Source organism: Curtobacterium herbarum (assembly GCF_016907335.1).
Taxonomy (GTDB): Bacteria; Actinomycetota; Actinomycetes; order Actinomycetales; family Microbacteriaceae; genus Curtobacterium; species Curtobacterium herbarum.
Genome location: NZ_JAFBBT010000001.1, coordinates 1556485 through 1583339 on the forward strand (window position 1 = coordinate 1556485; position 26855 = coordinate 1583339).

Annotated in this window: 17 protein-coding genes; 15 read left to right on the top strand and 2 right to left on the bottom strand. The window is 73.0% G+C overall.

Annotation, left to right across the window (positions count from 1 at the left end; translation table 11 throughout):
• The first annotated feature begins 25 nt into the window (after nucleotides 1-25).
• From JOD51_RS07490 to JOD51_RS17545, 6 genes are all read left to right on the top strand, one after another.
• Nucleotides 26-1441 (top strand): serine/threonine-protein kinase, encoded by a 1416-nt coding sequence (locus JOD51_RS07490; protein ID WP_204607696.1) that lies wholly within the window; start codon nucleotides 26-28, stop codon nucleotides 1439-1441.
• A gap of 35 nt (nucleotides 1442-1476) precedes the next feature.
• Nucleotides 1477-7383: an Ig-like domain-containing protein gene (locus JOD51_RS07495; protein WP_204607697.1), complete on the top strand. Its 5907-nt coding sequence runs from the start codon at nucleotides 1477-1479 to the stop codon at nucleotides 7381-7383.
• Nucleotides 7380-8351: an AAA family ATPase gene (locus JOD51_RS07500; RefSeq protein WP_204607698.1), complete on the top strand. Its 972-nt coding sequence runs from the start codon at nucleotides 7380-7382 to the stop codon at nucleotides 8349-8351. Before JOD51_RS07495 ends, JOD51_RS07500 begins: the two co-directional genes overlap by 4 nt.
• Nucleotides 8348-9757, top strand: coding sequence for a DUF58 domain-containing protein (locus JOD51_RS17340; protein ID WP_204607699.1), 1410 nt, complete (start codon nucleotides 8348-8350; stop codon nucleotides 9755-9757). Before JOD51_RS07500 ends, JOD51_RS17340 begins: the two co-directional genes overlap by 4 nt.
• A gap of 83 nt (nucleotides 9758-9840) precedes the next feature.
• Complete coding sequence (locus JOD51_RS07510) at nucleotides 9841-12123, top strand: transglutaminase TgpA family protein (RefSeq protein ID WP_204607700.1); 2283 nt, start codon at nucleotides 9841-9843, stop codon at nucleotides 12121-12123.
• A gap of 70 nt (nucleotides 12124-12193) precedes the next feature.
• Nucleotides 12194-14014: a zinc-ribbon domain-containing protein gene (locus tag JOD51_RS17545; protein ID WP_204607701.1), complete on the top strand. Its 1821-nt coding sequence runs from the start codon at nucleotides 12194-12196 to the stop codon at nucleotides 14012-14014.
• A 251-nt stretch (nucleotides 14015-14265) separates the two neighbouring features.
• Here JOD51_RS17545 and JOD51_RS07520 read toward each other — a convergent pair whose 3' ends face one another.
• Together JOD51_RS07520 and JOD51_RS07525 are read right to left on the bottom strand one after the other, a co-directional pair.
• Nucleotides 14266-14703 carry a hypothetical protein gene (locus JOD51_RS07520; protein ID WP_204607702.1) on the bottom strand — a complete coding sequence of 146 codons (438 nt, stop codon included), beginning with the start codon at nucleotides 14701-14703 and terminating at the stop codon, nucleotides 14266-14268.
• A gap of 230 nt (nucleotides 14704-14933) precedes the next feature.
• Nucleotides 14934-15920 carry an asparaginase gene (locus JOD51_RS07525; RefSeq protein WP_204607703.1) on the bottom strand — a complete coding sequence of 329 codons (987 nt, stop codon included), beginning with the start codon at nucleotides 15918-15920 and terminating at the stop codon, nucleotides 14934-14936.
• A gap of 51 nt (nucleotides 15921-15971) precedes the next feature.
• Between JOD51_RS07525 and JOD51_RS07530 the strand changes: the two genes are divergently transcribed.
• From JOD51_RS07530 to nusA, 9 genes are all read left to right on the top strand, one after another.
• Nucleotides 15972-16469 (top strand): OsmC family protein, encoded by a 498-nt coding sequence (locus tag JOD51_RS07530; RefSeq protein WP_204607704.1) that lies wholly within the window; start codon nucleotides 15972-15974, stop codon nucleotides 16467-16469.
• Nucleotides 16470-16474: 5 nt separating this feature from the next.
• Nucleotides 16475-17443 carry an FKBP-type peptidyl-prolyl cis-trans isomerase gene (locus JOD51_RS07535; RefSeq protein WP_204607705.1) on the top strand — a complete coding sequence of 323 codons (969 nt, stop codon included), beginning with the start codon at nucleotides 16475-16477 and terminating at the stop codon, nucleotides 17441-17443.
• Between the two features lie 156 nt (nucleotides 17444-17599).
• The gene (locus JOD51_RS07540; protein ID WP_204607706.1) at nucleotides 17600-18700 is read left to right on the top strand and encodes a 1-deoxy-D-xylulose-5-phosphate reductoisomerase; all 1101 of its coding nucleotides are present in this window, start codon (nucleotides 17600-17602) and stop codon (nucleotides 18698-18700) included.
• A gap of 127 nt (nucleotides 18701-18827) precedes the next feature.
• On the top strand, nucleotides 18828-20156 hold the full coding sequence (locus JOD51_RS07545; RefSeq protein ID WP_204607707.1) for a M50 family metallopeptidase: 1329 nt from the start codon (nucleotides 18828-18830) through the stop codon (nucleotides 20154-20156).
• A gap of 131 nt (nucleotides 20157-20287) precedes the next feature.
• The gene (locus JOD51_RS07550) at nucleotides 20288-21823 is read left to right on the top strand and encodes a purine-cytosine permease family protein (protein WP_204607708.1); all 1536 of its coding nucleotides are present in this window, start codon (nucleotides 20288-20290) and stop codon (nucleotides 21821-21823) included.
• Nucleotides 21820-22515 carry a cysteine hydrolase family protein gene (locus tag JOD51_RS07555; protein ID WP_259556675.1) on the top strand — a complete coding sequence of 232 codons (696 nt, stop codon included), beginning with the start codon at nucleotides 21820-21822 and terminating at the stop codon, nucleotides 22513-22515. Before JOD51_RS07550 ends, JOD51_RS07555 begins: the two co-directional genes overlap by 4 nt.
• 113 nt (nucleotides 22516-22628) lie before the next feature.
• Complete coding sequence (gene ispG / locus JOD51_RS07560) at nucleotides 22629-23759, top strand: flavodoxin-dependent (E)-4-hydroxy-3-methylbut-2-enyl-diphosphate synthase (RefSeq protein ID WP_111073601.1); 1131 nt, start codon at nucleotides 22629-22631, stop codon at nucleotides 23757-23759.
• Nucleotides 23760-23917: 158 nt separating this feature from the next.
• A complete protein-coding gene (locus JOD51_RS07565; protein WP_204607709.1) occupies nucleotides 23918-25669 on the top strand; it encodes a proline--tRNA ligase in 1752 nt (583 codons plus the stop codon).
• A gap of 144 nt (nucleotides 25670-25813) precedes the next feature.
• Nucleotides 25814-26809 (top strand): transcription termination factor NusA, encoded by a 996-nt coding sequence (nusA, locus tag JOD51_RS07570; protein WP_204607710.1) that lies wholly within the window; start codon nucleotides 25814-25816, stop codon nucleotides 26807-26809.
• Nucleotides 26810-26855: the final 46 nt, after the last annotated feature.

Here is a 26855-nt window from a genome sequence, read left to right on the forward strand (position 1 = left end):
TCTGATCGAGCCGGGAAGGAGCGTCATGGCCCGCAGACTGCCGTCGAGACCTCCCGTGATCCCGGGCTTCAGTCCGGTGCACGTGCTCGGCTCCGGTGGCTTCGCCGATGTGTTCCTCTACGAGCAGGACATGCCCCGACGCCAGGTCGCCGTCAAGGTCCTGCTCGACGAGGTCGTGGACGACCGGGTCCGTCAGCTGTTCCAGGCCGAGGCGAACCTGATGGCACGTCTCAGCACCCACCCCTCGATCCTCACCGTGTTCCAGGCGAGCGTCGCGGCTGACGGCCGTCCCTACCTCGTGATGGAGCTCTGCTCGGCGTCGATCAGCGAGCGGTACCGTCGCGAACCCGTCCCGGTGTCGCAGGTGCTCTCGGTCGGGGTCCGGATCGGCTCGGCCCTCGAGACGGCGCACCGTGAAGGCGTCCTGCACCGTGACGTGAAGCCGTCGAACATCCTGCTCACCGCCTACGGCAACCCCGTCCTGTCGGACTTCGGGATCGCCGCGACCCTCGGCGAGGCCGACCCGGACGAGCCCGTCGGCATGTCGATCCCGTGGTCGGCACCCGAGGTCCTCGCTGACGAGTCCCGCGGCACGATCCAGTCCGAGGTGTACTCGCTCGCGGCGACGGTCTACTCCCTGCTCGCCGGTCGCAGTCCGTTCGAGGTACCCGGCGGCAAGAACGGTGCCGCCGAGCTGATGGCACGGATCGAGAAGGGCACTCCCCGCCCGACCGGTCGGCCGGACGTGCCACCCACGCTCGAACGGGTCCTCGGCGCGGCACTCTCCCGGCGCCCGCGTGACCGCCCCGCGACGGTGATGGAACTCGTCCGGGGGTTCCAGCAGGTCGAGGCCGAGCTCGGTCTCCCGCAGACCCCGGCCGAGGTCGCGGTGGCGGCCTGGGCGGTCGCCACGCCCGCGCGTCCCGACGAGCAGACCGTCATCGCAGCCATCGGCGCAGGCAACGGAGCGCGGTCGGGCCGTCGTCGGCGGACGCGTTCCGGCCTGCGGGGCGGTGCCGTGGCGAGTGCGTCACAGAGCGTCGGCACGGTGCACCGGTCGGCCTCCACCGCACGGGCACGCCGTGGGTCGCGGGCGACGCTGGTCTGGGCGAGCGTCCTGTCCGCCGTCGTCGTGGCGGCCCTGGCCGTGACCACGGTCGCGGTGCTGACGCGCGGCGACGACGCCGTGCCGGTGGTGTCGGACCTCAGCGCGACCTCCGGTGCCTCGGCCGTCACCTTCCGGTGGACCGACCCCGGCCTCGAGCAGGGGGACACCTTCGTCGTCACGGCCGACGGCACGACCAGTCAGCAGACGGGCACGACGTTCGTGGCGACCGGCCGGCCCGGCGTGGAGCAGTGCATCCGGGTCGCGGTGAACCGCGACGGCCGGACCGGCGCGGACAGCGGCGAGCGGTGCGGCACGATCGGTGGGGCCCGGTGATCCGGCGGTTGCTCGGCGCCCGGCGTTCCGCGACCGTGACGACCCTGGTTGCCGTCGTCGTCGGCGCGGTCGTCGCCGGGACCGCACTCGTGTCGAGCGGGTACCACGCCCAGCGCGTGGACCTCGGCGACGGGACGGTCTGGGTGCCCTCGGCGCAGTACGGAGCCGTGGGCCGCGCCAACCCCCAGGTGCTCGAACTCAACACCGCGGTCGTGACCTCGTCCGACACGACGTCGGTGCTGCAGCAGGGGTCGACGGTCTACTCGGTCGACCAGACGAAGGGCACCCTCGCGCGGGTCGACGTCGCGGACGCCACCCTGGGCGACGCCGTCACGCTCCCCACGGGTTCCCCGACCGTCCTGTTCGCCGGCGACACCGCGGTGATCGGCAACGCGGACACCGGTGGCCTCTGGTCCACCCCGGCCGGCGCCCTCGACGAGTTCGACGCGTCGACCGACCCGCAGCTCACGCTCGGCGCCGATGCCGTCTTCGACGCCTCTGCGGACCACGTCGCGGTCTACTCGCCGCGGACCGGCACCGCCTCCCTGGTCGCACTCGGGACGACACCGACCGTCGAGCGGAAGTGGTCCGTGCGGATGGACCGGACGCACGACTTCCAGGTCGCGACCGTCGGGGACCACGTCGCCGTCCTCGACCGCACCGACGGCCTGCTCTCCGTCGACGGGCGCACCGTCGACCTGGGCGCCCGCGTCGGCGCGGCGCCCGCGTTGCAGCAGTCCGCCAGCACCGGCGACGACGTCACGGTGGCGGGGACCGCCGGACTGGTCCGCGTGTCCGCGTCGGGAGCCGTCCGGCAGTCCGGCCTCACCGTGTCCGGGCGGGCCGCCCGGCCGTGGACCGACGACGGCTGCACCTTCGGGGCGTGGAGTGGCGGGCAGGCCGTCGACACCTGTGACGGCCGCGCGGTGCAGGACCTGGACAGGGTCCCCGGCGGTGCCGCGCTCCAGGTCGTCCACAACGGCCGGACCGTCGTGGCGAACGACCCGGAGACCGGGCGCTCCTGGGCCATCGGCCGCAGCGGGCAGCTCATCGACAACTGGGCGCAGCTCGTCGACCAGCAGGACGACCAGCAGCAGGAGCGTGCGTCGGACGACGACCCGGAGATCGAGAAGGAGCAGGCGCCGCCGGTCGCGGTCGACGACGACCTGGGCGCCCGTCCTGGACGCACCACGACCCTCCCGGTCCTGCTCAACGACCACGACCCGAACGGTGACCCGCTGGTCGTCAGCGACGTGGGTGACGTCGACGAGTCGGTGGCACGCGTGGCGATCGTGACCGACGGTCAGCAGATCCAGATCACCCTGCCCGCGGCGGCGACCGGGGTCGTGTCCTTCCGGTACACGATCACCGACGGCAACGGCGGCTCCGACACCGCGGCCGTCCGGGTCAGCGTCCGGCCGGAGTCCGAGAACGACCCGCCCCGGCAGGTCCGGGACACCCGTGCCGACGTCGTCCGCGGTGGGCACGTGTCGACGAACGTCCTCGGCGACTGGATCGACCCCGACGGCGACCCGGTCTACCTCGAGTCGGCCGCACCGTCCGAGGGCGACCACACGACGACGACCCCCGACGGCCTGCTCGACTACCGCAACGACAGCGGCCGAACCGGCGACCGCGTCCAGCAGATCACCGTCAGCGACGGCCGCGACGCCGGTCGTGGCTCGGTCACCGTGGCCGTGGCCGCCCAGGGCGACGTGCCGCTCCGAGCCGAGGGCTTCCCGGTCAGCGGGTACGCCGACAAGCCGTTCACCGTCGAACCCCTCACCCACGTCCGCGGCGGCAACGGGGCCGTCACCCTGACGAGCGTCTCCTCGGCACCTGGCCTGACGGTGACGCCGAGCTACGACAGCGGCACGGTGCGGGTCGCCGCACGGGCGCCGGGGGACTGGCAGCTCGAGTACACCGTCTCGGACGGCACCAAGACGGCCAGCGGCGTCGTCCGCATCAGCGTGCTCGCACCGCCGGACGCATCGGCCGCACCGGTGACGACGCCGAAGACCGTCTTCGTCACCACGCTCTCCTCGAAGGACACCGACGTCACGGCGACCGACTTCGACCCGGCCGGCGGGGTGCTCCTCGTCACCGGGCTCGACGGGCCGCCGGCCGGTTCGGGCGTCCAGGCCGACGTGGTCGACCAACACATCGTCCGGGTCAGCCTGACCGCACCACTCGAGGGTCCGGTGTCGTTCGGCTACACGGTCTCGAACGGGCTGGCGTCGTCCACCGGGACGATCACGGTCGTGGAGATCCCCGAGCCCGACCGCATCCAGCCGCCGGTCGCCCAACCGGACACGGCGACCGTCCGGGTCGGCGCGGTCACCGACATCGACGTCCTGGCGAACGACACCCAGCCGGAGGGCGGCGCGATCTCGCTCCTGCCCGACCTGGTCCAGGACGTCCCGCGTGGCGGTGGTCTGCTGTTCGTCTCCGGTGACCACCTGCGCTACCTGGCACCCACCACCCCGGGGACCTACACGGCGGCGTACCGGGTCGCCGGACCGGACGGCCAGACCGCCGACGCGACCGTGTCGGTCTCGGTCCGCGACCGTGACCGTGCGACGAACGGCGCCCCGGTGCCGCAGACCGTGACCGCTCGTGTCGTCGCCGGGCAGTCGGTCCGCGTGTCGGTGCCGCTCACCGGCATCGACCCGGACGGCGACTCGGTCCAGCTGGTCGGTGTCGCGTCGAACCCGGAGAAGGGCTCCGTGACCGACGTCGGCGCCGACTCGATGACCTACGACGCGGGCGACTACTCGGCGGGGACCGACGAGTTCACGTACACGGTCGTGGACGCGCTCGGCGCCCGCGCCACGGGCACGGTCCGGGTCGGCATCGCGCCGCGCGCCGACCAGGCCGGCCGCCCCGTCGCCGAGGCCGACCGTGTGACGATCCGCCCCGGCGGGTCGGTCTCCGTCCGGGTGCTGCAGAACGACTCCGACCCCGAGGGCGGACGACTCACCGTCACCGCGGTCGAGCCCACCGCCTCGGCCGTCCGGGCGCGGATCGTCGGCGGCCAGACCGTCCAGGTGACGCCCCCGCCGTCCGCGCGTGGTGGCGACTTCGCGGTGGCGTACACCGTGGCCGACGAGCAGGGCGCCACGAGCACCGCGTTCGTCACCGTGACGGTCGACGAGGACGCCCTCCCGCTGCGCCCCGAGGTCGACGACACCGTGCTCGACCTGCAGGACGTCATCGGGCGGCAGAGCGTCACCGTCGACGTCCTCCGCAACGTGTTCTTCGCCGAGGGCACCGACGCGGACCTCCGCGTCGGCGTCCTGGACGGCTACGGCGACGCCGCGTCCGTCACGGGTGACGACCGCCTGACGATCCGGGTGTCCGACACCTCGCAGGTGGTCCCGTTCTCGGTCACCCGACGCGACCACCCGGACGTGGTCTCGTACGGCTTCGTGCACGTCCCCGGCGCCGATGACGCCCTCCCGCAGCTCGACCGCTCCGCACCCGCGATCTCGGTCCGGAGCGAGTCCACGGTCCGGATCCCGCTGTCCCGGTACGTGGTGACGGCGAACGGCAGGACCGCGACCGTCACCGATCCGGGGGCCGTGAAGGCGACGCACGCCGACGGCGGTTCCCTGGTGGTCGACGACTCGACCCTGCAGTTCACCTCGTCGCAGCTCTACTTCGGCAGGGCGTCGATCTCGTTCGAGGTGACCGACGGTTCGGCGGCGAACGGCGGCGCCGGACGCGTCGCGACCCTCGTGCTGCCGATCACGGTCACGCCGCGGTCGAACCAACCGCCGTCGCTCACCGGCACGACGATCGAGATGGAGCCCGGTGACCAGCGCGTGCTGGACCTCACGAAGCTGACCGACTACCCGTACCCGGCGGACCTCCCCGAGCTCCGGTGGTCGGTGCTCGAGCCGCCGAGGAACGGCACGACGGCGACGATCTCCGGGCGGCGCCTGACCGTGGCGGTCGACGACTCGACGTCGCCGGGGCAACGGTCCACGATCGACGTCGGTGTCGCGGACGCGACCAACCAGGGGCGGGCGGGGCGCATCACGGTGGAGGTCGTCGCCTCGACCCGGCCGCTGGTGCAGCCCGGCCCGGACAGTGCCGTGGTGCGGCGCGGCACCTCGACGACGATCGACGTGCTGTCCAACGACGCTCAGACGAACCCCTTCCCGGGCCGGCCGTTGCGGGTCGTCGACATCCGCGGCCTCGCGGGCGGCATCCCGGCCGGCGTCACCGTCACCCCGAGCGCCGACCGCTCACGCCTCCGGGTGAGCGTCGCGGCGGACGCGAAGCCCGTCGACACCCACCTGCAGTACCGGGTCGCCGACGCGACGGGGGACGCCGATCGATCCGTGTGGGGCGACGTGACGGTCTCCGTCCAGGACGTCCCGGACGCTCCCGGCGCCCCGACGCGGACCGGTACCGAGGCCGGCGGGCAGATCACGCTGAGCTGGTCCACCCCGCGGGCGAACAACGCCCCGATCACCGGGTACCGCGTCACGGGGACCGGCGGGGTCGCGAAGGACTGCGGTACCGCGACCGTCTGCACGGTCACCGGTCTCGACCCGACGGCGTCCTACCGGTTCAGCGTCCTGGCCGAGAACGCCCTCGGCAGTTCGCAGCCGTCGCCGCAGTCCGCCACGATGAGCGCCGACTTCGTCCCCGCGGCACCGACCGGGCTCTCCGTCGGGCCGGACCGGACGAACCCCGGACAGCTCGACGTCTCGTGGGACGCCGTCCCCCGGCCCGCGACGGGCAGCGCCGTCGACGACCACGTCGTGACGATCGCCGGCCCGGGCCTCACCGCCACCAAGCGGACCGGCACGGCGACGTCGACGTCGTTCAGCGGCGCGACGAGCGGTGCGGTCTACGTCGTGACCGTCTCCCCGCGGAACGACGCTGCGCGGGACGGCACGGTGGTGCAGTGGAACAGCGCGTCGGCGTCCGGCACCGCGGTCGGGACCCCGGGAGCCCCGCAGGACGTCCGGGCCGTCACCGGGGACCAGCCGGACGACCAGGGCAAGTCGACGGTGACGATCACCTGGGGCCCCGCGGACGCTGCCGGGGGATCCGGCCCGACGTACCGGGTGTACCGGATCGCCGCCGGCACCAGTCCGAGCTGCGCCGCGCTGTCGGACCGGACGTCGCTCGGTGCGCAGTCCGGCACGACCGACTCCGGAGTCGGCGGCGGTGGCATCCGCTACGCGGTCGTGGCCGACAACGGCCTGTTCTGCACCGTCGCCTACACCGACGCGGTCGCCTACGAGACACCCGGTGGCACCGCAGCACCGGCTGTCGCGATCGTCCCCGGGGCGACCGCCACGCAGGCCGACCTCCGGGTCACCGCCCCGAGTGCGGCCGTCGACCACTACCGCCTGCAGACCGGTGCGTCGGTCGTCTCGCTGCAGCCCGGCCAGGCGTGGACCGGGGTGCCCGGCACCGGCGCCCGGAACGCCGCAGCCACCGTCACCCTGCAGGCGTGCGGGGCTCCGGGTGACGCCTTCTGCACGGGCAAGGGCGACTCCTGGTCGTCGACCGGCGTCGCGTTCGACACGTCCAGCACGGTGACCGGCGCGCAGGCGGGCGAGCAGATCGCCGTCGGCGGTCCCACCGTCGGGAACGGGGTCAGCGTCACGTCGTACACGGCGCGGTGGTACAGCGACGCCGACGGCACCGCCGCGATCGCGCCGCAGGACGCCGACACCTGGCTGCCCGGCGGTACCGCCCCCACGGCACCGGTCGGCGCGCGGTCGGTCCGGATCCTCGTCGCCGTCCAGCTGGACGCCGACCCGAGCCTCGCCGCGACGACCGGGAGGTCCGCACCGCTGTCCGACGTCCTGGCACCCGACCCACCGGTGCAGCCGCCGGCCGACCCGCCCGCCGACACCTCCCGCACCGCCAGCACCCACGACGCCGTCACCACCACCGAAGGAACGACCCCCGCATGAGCATGACCCCGGAGCAGGCCACCTGGTTCGCCGACGTCGCCGGCCGCATCGTGACCAACGTCGAGCAGGTGCTCCTCGGGAAGACGTTCGTGATCCGCCTCGCCGTCACCGCGATGCTCAGCGAAGGGCACCTGCTGCTCGAGGACGTCCCCGGCACCGGCAAGACCAGCCTGGCGCGCGCCCTCGCCCAGAGCGTGCAGGGCTCGACGAGCCGGATCCAGTTCACCCCGGACCTGCTGCCCGGCGACATCACCGGCATCAGCGTGTACGACCAGCGTGCGCAGGAGTTCGAGTTCCACCGCGGTCCGGTGTTCGCCAACATCGTCCTGGCCGACGAGATCAACCGCGCGAGCCCGAAGACCCAGTCCGCGCTGCTCGAGGCGATGGAGGAGTCGGCCGTGACCGTCGACGGCGTCACCCACCGGTTGGCGCAGCCGTTCATGGTGGTCGCCACGCAGAACCCGATCGAACAGGCCGGGACGTACCGTCTGCCCGAGGCGCAGCTCGACCGCTTCCTCATGAAGACCTCGATCGGCTACCCGGACCACGCGGCGACGGTGCGGATCCTCGCGACCTCCGCCGCTCCGTCCGCCGCCGTCCCCGTCGCGAGCGTCGTCCCCGCCGCGACCGTCACCGAGATGGCCGCACTCGCCCGCACCGTGCACGTCGACCCCGTGATCGCCGACTACGTCGCGCGTCTCGTGGACGGCACCCGTGCCGCGGACGAGGTCCGGCTCGGTGTCAGCGTCCGCGGCGCGATGGGTCTGATGCGCGCCAGCCGCGTGCTCGCGGCCGTCAGCGGACGGCACTACGTCACGCCGGACGACGTGAAGGCCCTGGCAGAGCCGGTCCTCGCACACCGCATGGTGCTCGATCCGGAGGCCGAGTTCGACGGCGTCACCACGTCGAGCGTGGTCGCCCAGCTGCTCGTCGAGACGCCACCGCCGGCCGACCGGGTCCCGCGGTGACGGACCGCCGTCCCGCCGACACCCGTTCCCGGCGTCCCGTCGCGACGCGGTCGCGTCGCGCGTCCGCACCGGAGCGCACCGGGACGGTCGCCGGCCTCACCAACGTCCGGACCCGGCTCGTCGGTGACCGCGAGGACGTCGCCGCCGACGCGGTGGTCGGCGTGGTCCGTGCCTGGCGATCGATCGGGAGGCTCGCCAGCCGTGCCCGGGACGAGGTCGCGTCCGTCGTGACGAGCCTCGGTTGGACCGCCGTCGTCCTGACGGTCGTCGCGTTCGTCGCGGGGTACCGCTTCGGACTGCGGGAGGTCGTCGTCGTCGGGTGGGCGGGAGCGGTCCTCGTCGTGGTGGCGGCGGTCGCGCTCCTCGGCCGGTCCCGGCTCCGCATCCGGATGTCCCCGCCGCAGCACCGGGTGGTGGTCGGTGACGAGGCGGGCGTGACCATCACCGCGGAGAACCCCACGCGCCTCCCGACCGTCCCGACGACGGTGGAGGTGCCGGTAGGCACCGGACTCGTGGACGTGACGATCCCCGCACTGGCGCCCCGGAGCACGTCGGAACAGCACGTCGCCGTGCCGACCGTCCGCCGCGGTGTCCTCGACGTCGGACCAGTGACGGGCGTCCGTGCCGACCCCGTCGGCCTGGTCCGCCGGGAGGTCGTGTGGACCGCGCGCGAGCAGGTCATCGTGCACCCGCGGACGATCGCGATCCCGTCGACGAGCACCGGGCTGGTCCGGGACCTCGAGGGGCAGGCGACCACCGACCTCTCACCGGCCGACATCGCCTTCCACGCGATCCGCGAGTACATGCCGGGCGACGACCCGCGCACCATCCACTGGCGGTCGACGGCGAAGACCGGCGCGTTCATGGTGCGGCAGTTCGAGGACACCCGGCGTTCGCACCTGGTCGTCGCGCTCGGGATCGCCCGCGCCGAGTTCGCCGACGACGACGAGTTCGAGCTGGCGGTCAGCGTCGCCGCGTCGCTCGGTGCTCGCGCGGTCCGCGACGGTCGCGAGGTCACGGTCGTGGTGTCGGAGCGGACGCCCGAGTTCGCGAAGCGCGCCGTCCGCGCCGTGCACCCGATGCCGACCGTCACGCCGACCCGGTTGCTCGACGCCTTCGCCCGGGTCGGGCTTGCCGACGCCTGCCTACCGGTCGCCGAGGTCGCGCGCATCGTCGGGCGGGACACCCCCGGGATCTCCGTCGCGTTCCTGGTCGTCGGTTCGTCCGTCACGGTGCCGGCCCTGCGTCTCGCGGCCTCCCGGTTCCCGGTCGGGGTCGCGGTCGTCGCGGTCGTCTGCGAACCGGAGGCCGTACCCCGGTCCGTCCGGGTCGGCGGGCTGACGGTCATGACGGTGGGGTACCTCGAGGACCTCCGGCACGCCCTGCAGCGGTCGGTCACGGCATGAGCGTCGACGAGCGCCGGGTCGCGCCTCGGTCGGCACCGCCCGCCGGGCCACGGTCGGGAGCGCGGGCGGCACGACGTCACCGGGTGTCGCCGCTGCGTCTCGTCGTCGCCACGCTCGCCGTCTGGCTCCTCGTGGCGCTCGCGAGCGTGGCGTGGTGGCCGATCCACCGCGATGCCGCCATGGTGACCGCGGGGGCGACCGCGGTGGTCGTCGGCTCGGTGGTGGCGCTCCTGGGCGCCGGGTTGCGCCTCCCGGCCGCGGTCGTGTCGATCGCGACGGTCGTTGGCTTCGTGGTCACGGGCGTCCCCGCCGCCGTGCCGGGCGCGGCGGACGGCCCGCTGCCGACGGTGCCCGGACTGGTCGACCTCGTCGGCGGCGTCGCGCTGGGGTGGCGGCAGCTCCTGACCATCAGCCTGCCGGTCGGGTCGTACGAGGCGCTGCTCGTGCCGTACTTCGTGTCGGTGCTCCTCGTGACGGTCGTCGGCGTGAGCGTCGCGACCCGCGCCTCCCGTCCGGAGCTCGCCAGCCTGCCCGCGCTGGCGCTCTTCGTGACCGGGACCGTCTTCGGTCCGACGCGGCTGGAGACGTCGGTGTGGCTCGGGGTCCTGCTCGCCGGGGTCGCGCTCGTGTGGGCGCTGACCGCCCGGCACCTGCGTCGTGCGGCGACGGTCGCGGCGACCACCGGCACCCGCGTGCCGATCGTGCGGGCCGTGGTCCGGCCGGCGCTGGTCGGCACGGCGACGATCGCGGCGGCGGCGGTCGTGGCCACCGGACTCGGGCTCGTCGCGCCCCCGTCCGGTGCCCGCACGGTCGCGCGCTCCGACGTCGTGAAGCCGTTCGACCCGCGCGACCAGGTCAGCCCGCTGAGCGGGTTCCGCGGCTACGAGGAGTCCGGTCGGGCCGATCAACCACAGCTCACCGTCGCCGGACTGCCGGCCGGTGGGTTCGTCCGGATCGCGACCCTCGACACCTACGACGGTGTCGTCTACCGCGTGGGCGGCCCGGACGGCGCATCGGCATCCGGGTCGTTCGAGCGCGTCCCGACCGCGGTCGACACCCGCGACGTCCGGGGGACCACCGTCCGCGTCGCGGTGACCGTCGACGGCTACCGGGGCGTCTGGTTGCCCACGGTCGGCGACCTGACCTCGGTCGCGTTCCGTGGCCCGGACGCCGATCGTGAGCGGACCGCGTTCTTCCTCAACCGGTCGACCGGCACCGCCGCCCTCGTCGACGGGGTGACCGACCGGACGCGGTACACGCTCTCCGCGGTGGTCCCCGACCAGCCCACCGAGGACGAGCTGGCGGACGCCCGACCGGGCGACGCCGTGGTGCCGACGCCACGGGCCGTCCCCGCTGCCGTGCAGGACGCCGTCCGTGCCGACACCGACGCGGACACCAGCGACGGCGCGCAGTTGCTCGCCGCCCTGCGGGCACTGCAGCGCAACGGGTACGTCAGCCACGGTGTCGGTGACGACCGTCCGAGCCGGAGCGGCCACGGCGCGGACCGGATCACGCAGCTCCTCACCGCTGTCCCGATGGTGGGGGACCAGGAGCAGTACGCCGTCGCCGCCGCCCTGATGGCCCGGGAGATCGGCTTCCCCGCACGGGTCGTCATGGGGTTCACACCCGGCGGCGACGCGGGGACGCAGGACGCCGACAGCGGGACGTCGGGCGGACGGACCACCTTCCGTGGCTCGGACGTCACGGCCCGGATCGAGGTCGACACGGCGCAGTGGGGGTGGGTCCTGCTCGACCCGAACCCGGTCGTCCGGGAGATCCCGGACGAGTCCGACCAGACGCCGCAACCGGTGACGCGGCCGGAGACCGTGGTGCCGCCGCCCCCGGCGCAGCAGCTCGACCAGGACCAGCAGACACCGCCGCAGGCCGACCGGGACACCCCGCCGAAGCAGCAACTGTGGCTGCAGGTCCTGCTCGCGGTGCTGCCGTGGGCGCTCGGGGTCCTCGGGCTGCTGGCGCTCGTGCTGCTCCCCATCGCCACCGTCGTGCTGGCGAAGCGTCTGCGGCGCCGACGGCGGAGACGGGCACCGGAGGCGCGGACCCGCGTGGTCGGCGCGTGGGACGAGTACCGGGACGCACTGCTCGACGGCGGACACGACGTCGACCGGTCGGCGACCCGTCGGGAGGTCGGCGCAGCCGCTCCCGACGACGCCGGTGCCGCGATCGCCGCCGACGCCGACGCGGCCGTCTTCGGCCCGGACGACGTCGACGACGTCGCGGCCGACCGGACCTGGGCGGCGGTGGACGCAGCCGTCGCCGCACTGCGCGCCGGACGAGACCGACGCGCACGGTTCCGCGCGGCGACCTCGTTGCGGTCGTTCCGGAGCGGCGGGCGGAGTCTGCTCTGATCGGCGGTGACTACGATGTCCCGAGGCCGGAGGCACCTCGCGGACGGCCGGACGAGGACAGAGGCACCCTGTGATCAGATGCGAACACTGCGGATCGGCGCTCCCCGACGGAGCGATCTTCTGCGGTGAGTGCGGACGAGCCGTCACGACCTCGGCAGCTCGCCGCACTGCACCCGTCGAAGCCGTCGACCGGACGACCCCGCCGCCGCTGCAGCAGCCGGACGCGCACGGCCGCGCGCCGGAGACCGCTGACGACGCGTGGCTCCCCGAGTCCACGCTCGACCCCGCGACCCGGGCCTGGCTGACCGGCGCCGACCGCAGCCGTCCCGCTGCCGGACCGGACACCCAGGACCTGACCCCGCGCAGCGCGCCCACCCACGTCCACGGGGCCGGCACCGGTCTGGGCGACTGGACCGGACGCCCGGCCGCGGGCCAGACGCCGGCCGAGCCGACGCTCGACCCGGAGGCCTTCCCCGCCGAGGACGTGGCACCGCAGGACGACCCGGAGGTCCAGCGCACCGCCGCCTGGGCGCCCGCCGAACCCCGGTCCGCCGAACCCTGGTCCGCCGAGTCCGCCGCCCGAGCCCAGCCCGCCGAGTCCGCCGCCCCGCCGGTCTGGGAGCCGCAGTCGACACCGGCAGCGCCGCCGGCCGGTCCGTCCTGGTGGATTGGCCGCGCCCCCTCGGCAGCCGTCACCGACGCGTCCGCTCCCACCGACGACGACGCCCCGGCCCGTGGTGCCGACGACGTCGACGACGCCCCCCGCCCCGGCGACACCGCCGCGTTCCAGCCCATCGCCGAACGACGTGCTCCCCGTCCGGCGCCGCTCGTGGCACCGGGCAGTCAGAGTGCGACTTGCCACGTCTGCGGGCACGCGCTCGAACCCGATGACATCTTCTGCGAGGAGTGCGGTTCGGTCCGGCCCGCCGTCACCGCGGCCTTCACGGGTCCCGTGATGCCGTTGCCGCTCACCCGGCCCGACTGGGCGGCCGACGAAGAGGCCCTGCGCAGTGCTGTCTCGGACGCGCACCAGCTGACCGACGACGACGCGGGTGCGGACGGCCTCGGAGCCGACCGTTCCGGCGGCGACACACCGCTCGCGGACGAGCCGTCGGACGACGAGCCCGTCGACCAGGACGGAGCAGACGGACCAGACGGACCAGACGGAGCAGACGGATCTGACGAGTCCGCCGCCGACGAGCGTGCATCCGACGAGCGCGCAACCGACGAGCGCCCGTCCGACCAGCGCCCGTCCGACGACGCTGCGGCCGGAGCGCCTGCGGCCGATGACGCCGCCGGCGCGTCCGTTTCTGACGCGCCGGCGACGGATGCCGCACCGGACGGCGGGCCGGAGCGGGACGACCGAGACGAGGCCGCGGTCGACCGGGAGGCGCGCACCCCTTCCGCCGCGCCGCTCCCGCCCGTCTCGCCGGCGCTCCCGGAGACCCCGAAGGCCGCTCCGCTGCCGCCGGTCCACCGCGCCGACGAGGACGCCGACACCTCGTCCGCCGAGGACGAGGACGAGGACGTCGAAGCGACCCGCATCGTGTCGAAGACCGCCGAGCCCGCGCCGTTTCTGCTGCACTTCAGCACGGGCGAGCGGCTCGGTGTCCGTGGTTCCGCGCTGCTCGGGCGGCTGCCACGCCCGGAGGTCGGCGAACGGTTCGACGACCTGCTGACCATCCGCGACCCCGGCAAGTCCGTCTCCAAGACCCACCTGGAACTCGGGCGCGACGGCAACGACCTCTGGGTGTCGGACCGTCACTCGGGCAACGGCACGGTCATCCGGCACATCGACGGGTCGATCCGCCGGTGCGAGCCGGGTCACCGGTACCGGGTGGAGCGCGGTGCTCGTGTCGACGTGGGGGAGCAGTTCTTCCTGCTGCAGTGACACCGGTCACCGTCCCTGCACAGTGACGGCGGCGTCGGCCCGTTCTCCACAGATCTGACGGAGAGTGCGTGACCGGCGACCGCTCGGGCTGGGATGGGGGCATGGAACCTCGTGCAGCTCGTTGCGTGGCCGTCGCGGCGGCGGTCCTCATCCTCGCCGGGACGCTGGTGGTACCGGCCAACAGCGTGCCGGTGCTGTGCGTCGCCGCGGGGATCTGTGCGGTCGTCGGGTTCGTGGTGCGCCCCCGAGGCTCAGCCGGCAGCGTGCCGGTCGTGGTCGTCCCGCCATCCGCGGACCGCCAGCGCGGCGAGACCGCCGAGTCCGCCGAATCCGCCGACGCAGTCGATGCCACCGATGGCACCGACGAGCGCGCCCCGGTCCACGGCCCTGCTCCGGACCGCGGGGTCCTGCTCGGTCGGACCCCCAGCGGAGCGCTCGTCCGGGTCGACCCGGCCGAGGGCGTCGTCGTCTGCGGCACCGGTGCACTCGCACGAGCGGTCTTCACCGGACTGGTCGACCAGCTCGACGACCTCCGCACCCGGCGGCCCGCCGAGGACCCGATCGCCACACCTGCCGGGGCGACCTCGTTGCGCATCGCAGCAGATGCCGCACTGCTCGGGCAGCGCATCGTGCGGAGCGGCATGCCGGACGGCAGCGCAGCCGCTGTCCTCGTGGACGCCGACGGGCACCGGACGGCTTCGGTCGTCCTCGTCCCGAGCGCGGCGACGTCACCGCGCCGTTGGGGCGCCGTCGTCGACGTGACACGGTACGGGTGCCGTCTCCGGCACCGACTGGCCGACGGGGCCGTGGAGACCGTCGGCGTCGAGCTCCGTCCGACGCTGCCGTTGCTCGTCACGCCTGATCGTCAGGTCACCGCGAGCACCGTGGGCGGAGCGGGCAGCTGCGGGCCGGTCGTGGTTCAGCGCAGGCCGGAGCCGGCCCGGACCGCGCCGACGGGGACACCGCCGCCGAGCACGCGCTCGCCGGTCGCTGCGAGGACCTCGTCCGCTGCCGCGGCCTCGACGAGCCCGTTGCGCACGAGGAGCGTCAGCGCGGCCAGGGTCCCGGCACGGAGCGACCCGTCCAGCACCTTGACGGCGACGGCGGGCCCCTGCGGCACGCCCATCACCATGACGCCCTCGGCGCCGAGCTTGGCCAGGACGCCGAGCCGTTCGATCGTCACGGTGTTCGCCCGGCCCACGCCGTCGATCGCCCACGCGTTCGCCAGGACGGCGTCCGTCAACGCAGCGGTGTCGTCGTCCGCCCGGGCCACCACCCCGGCGATGCCGCGTGCCAGGCCGGTGAGCGTGAGCGGGAACACCGGCGCACCACACCCGTCGGTGCCGACGACGTCGACGACCTCGCCGGTCGCGTCCTCGACGGTGCTGCGGACCGCGCGCTGGAGCGGGTGGTCGATGTCCAGGTACGTCGCCGCGTCCCATCCGTGGACGCGGCAGGCGGCGAGCATCCCGGCGTGCTTGCCGGAGCAGTTCATCGCCAGCCGACGCGGGCCGTCCATGCCGCGCGCGGTCTCGCGGTCGAAGGGCAGGTCCGGCGGGCAGCCCAGGTCGTCCTCGACGTGGTCGAAGCGTTCGAGCATGCGCAGCGCCAACGACTGGTGGGACGGGGTGCCGGCGTGACTGGCGGTCGTCATGACGAGCTCGTCCCCGGCGAAGAGCGCCCCCGCACGGCGGATCGCCAGCGCCTGGAACGGCTTCATCGTCGAACGGGGGTAGATGCTCGCGGTGGCGTCGCCGACCGCGTCGAGGACGGTGCCGTCCGCGGCGACGACCACGCCGGCGCCGACGTGTCGACTCTCGTCGAAGCCGGAACGGTCGAGGACCGCCAGCTCGACGGACCCGTCGACGGTGAGAGGATGACGGTCGGTGGTGGGGGCCGCGCTCATCCCGCGAGCCTACCGACCACCGGACCGAGCACCGCGACGAAGGGACCGCCGATGACCGACCACTCGTACGAGGTGTCCGTGCGCTGGACCGGCGACCGGGGGACCGGCACGAGCGGCTACCGCGACTACGGCCGCGACCACGTGGTCAGCGCGGCGGGCAAACCCGACGTCCTCGGCAGCGCCGACCCGACCTTCCGGGGCGACCGTGACCGGTGGAACCCGGAGGAGATGGTCCTGGGGGCACTGAGCCAGTGCCACATGCTCAGCTACCTGTACGTCGCGTCGACCCTCGGCATCACGGTCGTCGACTACCAGGACCGAGCCACCGCGAGCCTCGACGTGCACCGGGACGGCTCCGGTGAGCTGACGGGTGTCCTCCTCCGACCCGTCGTGACGATCACGGAGCCGGACCGCGTCGACGATGCCCGAACCGCGCACGCCGAGGCGAACCGCCTGTGCTTCATCGCCCGCTCGGTCGCGTTCCCGGTCCACCACGAGGCTGAGATCACGGTCCTCGGAGCGGACGCATCGGCAGGTGCGGCAGGATGACCCGTGTGAAGCGTCTCCGTCTGCTCCCCCTCGCCCTCGTGCCCGCCGTGATCCTCGGCCTCGCGGCCTGCTCCGGTTCCGGCTCGTCGGACCCCTCGGCCTCAGCCACCTCCGCCCCGAGTTCGACCCCGACGCCGATCACCTCGTGCCCGAAGCCCGGTACGGCCTCGGACTCCGTGCAGGCCACCGGCGCGGTCGGCGGTTCGGCAGCGCCGAAGGTCACGTTCGACAAGGGCCTGAAGTCCGACCCGCCGCAGGCCACCCGCCTCGTGAAGGGCTCGGGCGCGTCCCTGTCGAAGGGTGACTTCGTGCAGGTCGCGTACACCGCCTACAGCGGGAAGGACGCCAAGAACCTCGTCACGGTCGGGTTCGACCAGGGCAACCCGCAGGTCCTCTCCGTCGGCGGCACCGGCTTCGGCGCCATCCTGTCGTGCGCGAAGGTCGGCGACCGCGTGGCCGTGGTCGGTCAGGCCGCGGCACTCGGCTTCAACACGAGCGGCTCCATCGTCGTCGTGGCGGACGTGGTCGAGCAGACCCCGACCAAGGCGACCGGTACGCCGAAGGACCAGGACCCGAAGCTGCCGACCGTCAAGGACGGCGCGAAGGGCGAGCCGACGATCACGATCCCCGACACGGCCGCGCCGACGAAGACCACCGCCGAGGTCATCAAGCAGGGCGACGGCGAGACGATCAAGGACGGCGACACCGCGCTGGTCCAGTACAAGGGCGTCGCGTACAAGGGCGGCAAGGAGTTCGACTCCTCGTGGTCGAAGGGCTCCCCGACCACGTTCACCATCTCGAACAGCGGTCTGATCCCCGGCTTCGTCAAGGGCCTGGTCGGCCAGAAGATCGGCTCCCAGGTGATGATCGTCGTCACCCCGGAGGACGGCTACGGCGCCACCCCGCCCGAGGGCTCGGGCATCCCGGCCAACGCCACCCTGGTGTTCGTGGTCGACCTGCTCGCCAAGGGCTGACCGGCTGACCGGCTGACAGACTGACCGGCCGACCGGCTGACCGGCCGACCGACCGACCAGTCGCACGACGACGGGCGGGTGGTGCGTTCCGACGCACCACCCGCCCGTCGTCGTCTCCGGCGCCGGAAGGCCCCCCGCTCCCGGTAGGTTGCCCCCATGAGCCCCAGCACCGCCCGCCGCCGCGTCGTCCTCCTCGGCAGCACCGGGTCGATCGGCACCCAGGCGCTCGACGTCATCGAGCGGAACCCCGACCGCTTCGAGGTCGTCGGCCTGACCGCCGGCAGCAACGCGGACGCCCTCGCCGAGCAGGCCGCCCGGTTCGGTGTCCGTGAGACCGCCCTCGGATCCACCGACGCCGAACGCCTGGTCCGCAGCGTCCAGGCGGACGTCGTCCTCAACGGCATCACCGGTTCCGTCGGCCTCGGCCCGACCCTCGCGGTCCTCGAGACCGGTGCGACGCTGGCGCTGGCGAACAAGGAGAGCCTGATCGTCGGCGGTCCGCTCGTGCAGGCCGCGGCCGCTCCCGGGCAGATCGTGCCGGTGGACAGCGAGCACTCCGCGATCGCGCAGGCCCTCCGGTCCGGCAGCGACACCGAGGTCGGGCGGCTGGTCCTGACCGCCAGCGGTGGCCCGTTCCGCGGCCGCACCCGTGCCGAGCTCGTCGACGTCACTCCCGCCGAGGCGCTGGCACACCCGACGTGGGACATGGGCCTGGTGGTCACGACGAACTCCGCCACGCTCGTCAACAAGGGACTCGAGGTCATCGAGGCGCACCTGCTGTTCGGCGTCCCCTACGACCGCATCGACGTCACGGTGCACGCGCAGTCGATCGTGCACTCGATGGTCGAGTTCGTCGACGGCTCTACGATCGCGCAGGCGTCGCCGCCGGACATGCGACTGCCGATCGCACTCGGGATGGCGTGGCCGGACCGCGTGCCGCACGTCGGTGTCCCGCTCGACTGGACGACCGCGAGCACCTGGACGTTCGAACCGCTCGACACGCAGGCCTTCGGCGCCGTCGACCTCGCCAAGCGCGTCGGCGTCCTCGGCAGCACGTTCCCGGCGGTCTTCAACGCTGCCAACGAGCAGGCCGTCGCCGCCTTCCACGCGGGTGCGATCGGCTTCCTCGACATCGTCGACACGGTGGCGCGGGTCGTCGACGAGCACACCGCGGGGGAGTCGTCGCTCGACGGGGTCCTCGCCGCGGAGCGGTGGGCGCGGCAGACCGCGGACCGCTTCCTGTCGCGCACGGCGTGATCCGCGCCTCCCGGGCACCGCTCTGCCGGACGGCACCGCTCTGCCGGACGGCACCGCTCTGGAGGCTCACATCACCACCCAGCCCGCGTACGGCTCCGTCATGGCCAGCGTCCCGTACTCTTTGCCGGTGACCGTCGGAACCGTCCTGCTCTTCATCCTCGGCGTCGTCGTCTTCATCATCGGTCTGCTGGTGTCGATCGGCCTCCACGAGCTCGGCCACCTGGCCTTCGCGAAGCTCTTCAACGTCAAGGTGACCCAGTACTCCCTCGGCTTCGGCAAGGCCGTCTGGTCCTTCCGTCGCGGCGAGACCGAGTACGGCATCCGTCCGATCCTGCTCGGCGGCTACATCTCGATGGTCGGCATGCTCAAGCCGCGTGCCTCCGGACGCGAGATCACGAACACCGGCATGTACTCGGCGTTCGTGCAGGACGCCCGGGCGGCCAGTGCGGAGCAGATCGCGGAGTCCGGCGGCGACGACTCGCGGGCGTTCTACCGGCTGACGCCGTGGAAGCGCATCATCGTGATGGTCGCCGGTCCGGCGATGAACCTGGTGATCGGCGTCCTCCTGTTCGGGGTGCTGCTGGTCGGGTTCGGTGCGCCGACCACCACGTTCACCTCGAGCGTCGACTGCGTCCTGCCGACCAGTGCGCGGACGACGTGCGCGGACGGTGACGCCGTCTCGCCCGCGAAGGAGGCCGGTCTCCGGTCCGGCGACGTCGTCCTGTCGGTCGGCGGGGTGCGGAACCCGACCATCACGCAGGTCTCGGACACGTTCCAGCGGTCCGCCGGCAAGGCCGTCCCGGTCGTCGTCGAACGCGACGGTGCCGAGCGCACCCTCCGGGTCACGCCCGCGCTTGCGACCCGTGACGTCTACACGGCCGACGGGACGGTCGCGAAGAACAGCGACGGCACGACGAAGACCCAGCGCGTCGGCGTGGTCGGGGTGAGCATCGGGCAGACCCTGGTGCGGCAGTCCCCGGCGGCGGTGCTGCCCGCGACGGGGGCGCAGATCGGGGCGTCGGCGCACCTGATCATCGACCTGCCGCAGCGCCTGGTCGCGGTGTGGAACGCGGCGTTCGGCTCGCAGGCCCGGTCTCAGGACAGCCCGGTGTCGGTCGTCGGTGTCGGCCGGGCGATCGGGACGGTCTCGTCGATGAGCGGCGTGCCCGTGGTGGACAAGGTGTACACGATCCTCGGCCTGCTGGCGTCGCTGAACATCGGCCTGTTCGTGCTCAACATGGTGCCGCTCCTGCCGCTCGACGGCGGCCACATCGCGGGCGCCCTGTGGGAGGCCGTGAAGCGCCGGACCTTCCGCCTGTTCGGCAAGGCCGACCCGGGGCCGATCGACCTGGCGAAGACGATGCCGCTGACGATGGTCGTCGTCGTGCTCCTCGCCGGCATGAGTGCGCTCCTCATCTACGCCGACATCGTCCGACCGGTCAACCTCTTCGGCTAGCGGCGGGGTGCTCCGGCCGGCGGGGCGCTCCGGCCGGCAGGGCGCTCCGGGCAGCGGGGCGCTCCGGCCGGCGCCGCGGCACGTCCACCGGCGGCACCGACGCGGGTGTCGGCGCGCACTACGCTCACCCCATGAGCGCAGAGCCGACGGCCCCGCAGACGCCCGTCGCCGACCAGGCCGGAGCGGGCCAGACCCGTGCCGTCGAGCGGCAGGGCATCGACGTCATCACCGAGTCGGAGCGCAAGGGCCGCCCCCGCGGACTGTTCTGGCCGTGGTTCGCCGCCAACATCTCGGTCCTCGGCCTGGCGTACGGCTCGTTCGTCCTCGACTTCGGGATCTCGCTCGCCCAGGCGACCGTGGTGTCCGTGATCGGCGTCGTGTTCTCGTTCCTGCTGTGCGGGATCGTCGCGATCGCCGGCAAGCGGGGGTCGGCCCCGACGATGGTCCTCAGCCGTGCGGCGTTCGGCGTGCACGGCAACCGACTGCCGTCGTTCCTCAGCTGGGTGCTCACGGTCGGGTGGGAGACCGCGCTGACCGCCCTGGCGGTGCTCGCGACCTCGACGGTGTTCCAGGCACTCGGGTGGGACGACGGCGTGCTGACGAAGCTCGTCGCCCTGGTCGTCGTCGCGGCACTCGTGGTCGGCGCGGGCATCGCGGGCTTCGACGTGATCATGCGGCTGCAGACCTGGATCACCGTGGTGACCGGTGTCCTCACGATCGTCTACGTGGTGCTCGCGGTCCCCTCGATCGACCTCGGCACGCTCACCGCGCTGCCGTCGGGGAGTGCGCAGAACGTCATCGGCGCCCTGGTGCTCGTGATGACGGGCTTCGGTCTCGGCTGGGTGAACGCCGCCGCGGACTACTCCCGCTACCTGCCCCGCTCGTCCTCGACCGGCGGGGTCGTCGGCTGGACGACGTTCGGCGGTGCCCTGGCACCCGCGGTCCTCGTGGTCATCGGGGTGATGCTCGCCGGGTCGTCGAAGGAGCTGCACGCGGCGATCTCGGCCGACCCGATCGGTGCCCTGGTGACGGTGATGCCGACCTGGTTCCTCGTGCCGTTCGCGGTGGTCGCGATCCTCGGGCTCGTCGGCGGCGCCGTCCTCGACATCTACTCCTCGGGCCTCGCACTCCTCAGCGCCGGCGTCCGGATCCCGCGACCGGTGGCGGCCGGTGTCGACGGCGTGCTCATGGTCGCCGGAGCCGTGTTCGTGGTGTTCTTCGCGACGGACTTCATCGGACCGTTCCAGGCGTTCCTGATCACCCTCGGCGTGCCGATCGCGGCCTGGTGCGGGGTGTTCGTCGCGGACGTCCTGCTCCGCCGACGCGCGTACGCCGAGGACGAGCTCGACGCCCCGCGCGGCCGCTACGGCAGCGTGCGGTGGACGGCGATCGCCCTGGTGGTCGTGGGGTCGGTGCTCGGCTGGGGGCTCGTGACGAACGCGACGCCGGGCGCCGAGCTCGTGCACTGGCAGGGTTTCCTGCTCGGTCCGTTCGGTCTCGGCGGGGTGACCGGGCCGTGGGCGTACGCAAACCTCGGGGTCCTGGTGGCGCTCGTCGTCGGGTTCCTCGGCACGCTGCTGTTCGGCGGTCGGGCGGTCCGTCGCCAGGAGGCGCTGCCGGTCACCGAGCCGGTGTCCCACGTGCCGGATGCCGAGCTCCGCCCGTGACCGCGTCGGTCGACCCGCTCGGCGCCGTCGACGAAGCCGGCACGGGCGCCGCTGCCGACGGCGTCGACACGTCGGACGCCTGGCTGGTCGTCATCGACATGCAGCGGGTGTTCACCGGCGACAGCCCCTGGGCAGCGCCGCGGTTCGCCGGAGCCTCGGCCGCGATCGAGCGGCTGCTGCCACGCTTCCGGGGCCGCACCGTCCTCACCCGGTTCGTCGCCCCCGCCCAGCCGACCGGTGCCTGGGTGCCGTACTACCGCGACTGGCCGTTCGCCCTCGTCCCCGACGAGGACGACCTGTACGCACTCACCGAGCCGTTCACCGCACTCGCAGCAGGTGCGATGCCGAGCACGCCGGACACCGCCGACGGGCCGGCGACCGCGCGGGCCACCGCGTCGGTGACCGCGTCGGCGACCGTGCCGCCGGTCCCGGTGGTGACCGAACCGAGCTTCGGGAAGTGGGGGACGAGCCTCCAGGCCGTGACCGGCACCGGTGCGGACACCCACCTCGTCCTCACCGGTGTCTCGACGGACTGCTGCGTCCTCTCGACCGCCCTGGCGGCCGCGGACGCCGGCGTCCGGGTCACCGTCGTGGCCGAGGCGTGTGCCGGCGCGAGCGACGTCGACCACGCCCGCGCCCTCGACGCGATGCGCCTGTACGCCCCGCTCATCACGGTCGTCGACACGCTCTGACCGCGGCCGGGCCGCCCCCGCGACCCTGGGCGCGGGCCGAGACTGCGTGCCCGCGGACCGCGCGCTCCGGACGAGCGCGTAGAGTTCGGGACGTGCCCGCAGTGAACCTCGGAATGCCGAAGGCCCCCGAAACCCTGGCCCCTCGTCGCAAGTCCCGGCAGATCCGGGTCGGCAAGGTCCTGGTCGGTGGCGACGCCCCCGTGTCCGTGCAGTCGATGACCACGACGCCGACCACGAACATCAACGCGACCCTGCAGCAGATCGCCGAACTGACCGCCTCCGGCTGTGACATCGTCCGTGTCGCCGTACCGAGTCAGGACGACGCCGACGCGCTGCCGATCATCGCGAAGAAGTCCCAGATCCCCGTGATCGCGGACATCCACTTCCAGCCGAAGTACGTCTTCCAGGCCATCGACGCCGGGTGCGCCGCGGTCCGTGTGAACCCGGGCAACATCCGGAAGTTCGACGACCAGGTCGGTGCCATCGCCAAGGCCGCGAAGGACGCCGGCGTCAGCCTGCGCATCGGCGTGAACGCCGGGTCGCTCGAGCCGAGCCTGATGCAGAAGTACGGCAAGGCCACGCCCGAGGCGCTCGTCGAGTCGGCCGTGTGGGAAGCCTCCCTGTTCGAGGAGCACGACTTCCACGACTTCAAGATCTCGGTCAAGCACAACGACCCGGTGATCATGGTCAAGGCCTACCGCCAGCTCGCCGAGCGTGGCGACTGGCCGCTGCACCTCGGCGTGACCGAGGCCGGCCCGGAGTTCCAGGGCACGATCAAGAGCGCGACCGCGTTCGGCATCCTGCTCGGCGAGGGCATCGGCGACACCATCCGCGTGTCCCTGTCCGCCCCGCCCGCGCAAGAGGTCAAGGTCGGCCTGCAGATCCTGCAGTCGCTGAACCTCCGCGAGCGCAAGCTCGAGATCGTCTCCTGCCCGAGCTGCGGCCGTGCGCAGGTCGACGTCTACCAGCTGGCCAACGACGTCACCTCGGGTCTCGAGGGCATGACCGTGCCCCTCCGCGTCGCCGTGATGGGCTGTGTCGTGAACGGTCCGGGCGAGGCCCGTGAAGCCGACCTCGGGGTCGCCTCCGGCAACGGCAAGGGCCAGATCTTCGTGAAGGGGCAGGTCGTCAAGACCGTGCCCGAGTCCGAGATCGTCCAGACGCTCATCGACGAGGCCAACCGCATCGCCGACGAGATGGGCCCGGCGGCGGGCACCGGCAAGCCGCTGGTCGTCACCTCGTAGCAGGACACGGTCGCGGTCGCGCGCGACCCGACGACGAACGGGAGGCCCGTGGCGACACCGCCTCGGGCCTCCCGTCCTGTTCCTGCACAGGCCGGCAGGGACGGCCGCGCCATCCACAGGCGGGTCGCGCCGCGAGCGTGCGCCGCTAGGCTGACGGCGTGGTCACACGGCTCTCTCACCTCTTCCTCCGCACGCTCCGCGACGACCCCTCCGACGCGGAGGTCACGAGCGCGAAGCTGCTCGTCCGCGCCGGGTACATCCGTCGCCAGGCCCCGGGCATCTTCGCCTGGCTGCCGCTCGGCCTCCGGGTCCGGTCGCGCATCGAGGGCATCATCCGCCAGGAGATGGAAGCGGCCGGTGCGCAGGAGGTCCTGCTGCCCGCGCTCGCCCCGCGCGAGCCGTACGAGGCAACGAACCGCTGGACCGAGTACGGCGACGGCATCTTCCGGCTCAAGGACCGCAAGGACGCCGACTACCTCCTCGCGCCCACGCACGAAGAACTGTTCGCCCTGCTCGTGAAGGACCTGTACTCGTCGTACAAGGACCTCCCCGTCACGCTCTTCCAGATCCAGGACAAGTACCGCGACGAAGCCCGGCCCCGCGCGGGGCTCCTGCGTGGCCGCGAGTTCACGATGAAGGACGCCTACTCGTTCGACGTCACCGACGAGGGCCTCGACCGCAGCTACCAGACGATGCGTGACGCCTACGAGCGCATCTTCGCCCGCCTCGGTCTGGAGTACGCGATCGTCCAGGCCGACGCCGGGGCGATGGGCGGCTCGAAGTCCGAGGAGTTCCTGCACCCGATCGCCGTCGGCGAGGACACCTACGTCCGGAGCGCCGGCGGCTACGCGGCGAACGTCGAGGCCTACGTCACCGCGGTGCCCGACGCCCTGCCGATCGCCGGCCAGCCGGAGCCCGTGCTGCTGCCGGCCGCGGACACCCCGACGATCCAGACGCTCGTCGACCACGCGAACCAGGTCGTCCCGCGCGACGGCACGCCGTGGACCGCCGCCGACACCCTGAAGAACGTCGTGCTCGCGCTCACGCACCTCGACGGCACGCGCGAACTCGTCGTCGTCGGGCTGCCCGGCGACCGCGACGTCGACCTCAAGCGCGCCGAGGTGGCCTTCGCCCCGGCCGAGGTCGAAGCCGCCGGTGACGACGACTTCCGGAAGCACCGCGGCCTCGTGAAGGGCTACATCGGCCCGCAGGTGCTCGGCGCCGACAGCGCGTCCGGCATCCGGTACGTCGTCGACCCGCGCGTGGTCGACGGCACCGCCTGGCTCACCGGTGCGAACGAGCGCGGCATCCACGTCGCTGGCCTGGTCGCCGGTCGGGACTTCGTGGCCGACGGCGTGGTGGAGGTCTCCGACGTCCGCGCCGGCGACCCCGCACCCGACGGCTCCGGCCCGCTCGAGGTCGCCCGCGGCATGGAGATCGGGCACGTCTTCCAGCTCGGTCGCAAGTACGCCGAGGCCCTGGGCCTCAAGGTGCAGGACGAGAACGGCAAGCTCGCGACGGTCACGATGGGCTCGTACGGCATCGGCGTGACCCGCATCCTGGCGATCCTGGCCGAGGCCCACAACGATGAGAAGGGCCTGGCCTGGCCCAAGCACGTCGCACCGTTCGACGTGCACGTGGTCGCGACCGGCAAGGACACCACGGCGTACGAGCTGGCCGAGTCGATCGTCGCGCAGCTCGAGTCCGAGCGTTTCGACGTGGTGTACGACGACCGGCCGAAGGTGTCACCGGGCGTGAAGCTCCGTGACGCGGAACTGCTCGGCATGCCGATCGTCGTGGTCGCCGGCCGTGGCGCCGCCGACGGCGTCGTCGAACTCTGGAACCGGGCCACCGGCGAGCGTGCCGACGTCCCGGTCGCGGAACTGCTCGCGGCGGTGCGCGCGATCTGACGCGCCGGCGTCGGTGACGACGTCGGACGGGAGGCCCGTGGCGGATCCGCCACGGGCCTCCCGTCATTCCTGCGGTACGATCGACGACGGCTTCTGCGTGGTCCCAACCGCGGAAGTGACTCATCTGAATACGGAGGCACCTCGGTGAAGATCGACCTCGCAGTCCTGCGACTCATGGAGCGCGAACGGGAGATCCCGTTCGACGAGCTCGTCCAGATCATCGAATCTGCCATCCTGACCGCCTACCAGAAGCACCGCGCCGAGAACGACGAACCCGTCGACGCCCAGGCCCGGGTCGAGCTGGACCGCAAGTCCGGCGAAGTGTCCGTCTTCGTGCCCGAGCGCGACGAGGACGACAACGTCATCGGCGAGTCCGTCGACCAGCCGAGCGACTTCGGCCGGATCGCTGCGTTCGCGGCGAAGCAGGTCATCAACCAGCGTCTCCGCGACATCGGCGACGACAAGATCCTCGGCGAGTTCCGCGGCAAGGAAGGCGACATCGTCGCCGGCATCGTCCAGCAGGGGCCGAACCCGAAGATGGTCATGGTCGACCTCGGCACCGTCGAGGCGATCCTGCCCCCGGAAGAGCAGGTGCCGGGGGAGACCTACGCGCACGGCACCCGACTGCGCGTCTACGTGACGAGCGTCGGCCGTGGCCACAAGGGCCCGCAGATCACCGTGTCACGGACCCACCCGGGCCTGGTCCGGAAGCTCTTCGCGCTCGAGGTCCCGGAGATCGCCTCTGGCGTCGTCGAGATCACCTCGCTGGCGCGCGAAGCCGGACACCGCACGAAGATGGCGGTCAAGGCGAACGAGCCCGGTGTCAACGCCAAGGGTGCCTGCATCGGCGAGCTCGGTGCACGCGTGCGGTCGGTGACGAACGAACTCGGTGCCGAGAAGATCGACATCGTGGACTGGTCCTCGGACCTCTCGACGTTCGTGGCCAGCGCGCTGTCGCCCGCCAAGGTCACGAGCGCGTTCGTGCTCGACGCCTCGACCAAGGCCGTCCGCGCCCTCGTGCCGGACTACCAGCTGTCACTCGCGATCGGCAAGGAAGGGCAGAACGCCCGCCTCGCCGCGAAGCTCACCGGCGCCCGGATCGACATCCAGCCGGACTCGATCCTCGACGGCGACGACTGAGCTGTACCCACATCGAGGCGGTCCGGTCCGCCCGTGGCACAGGCCT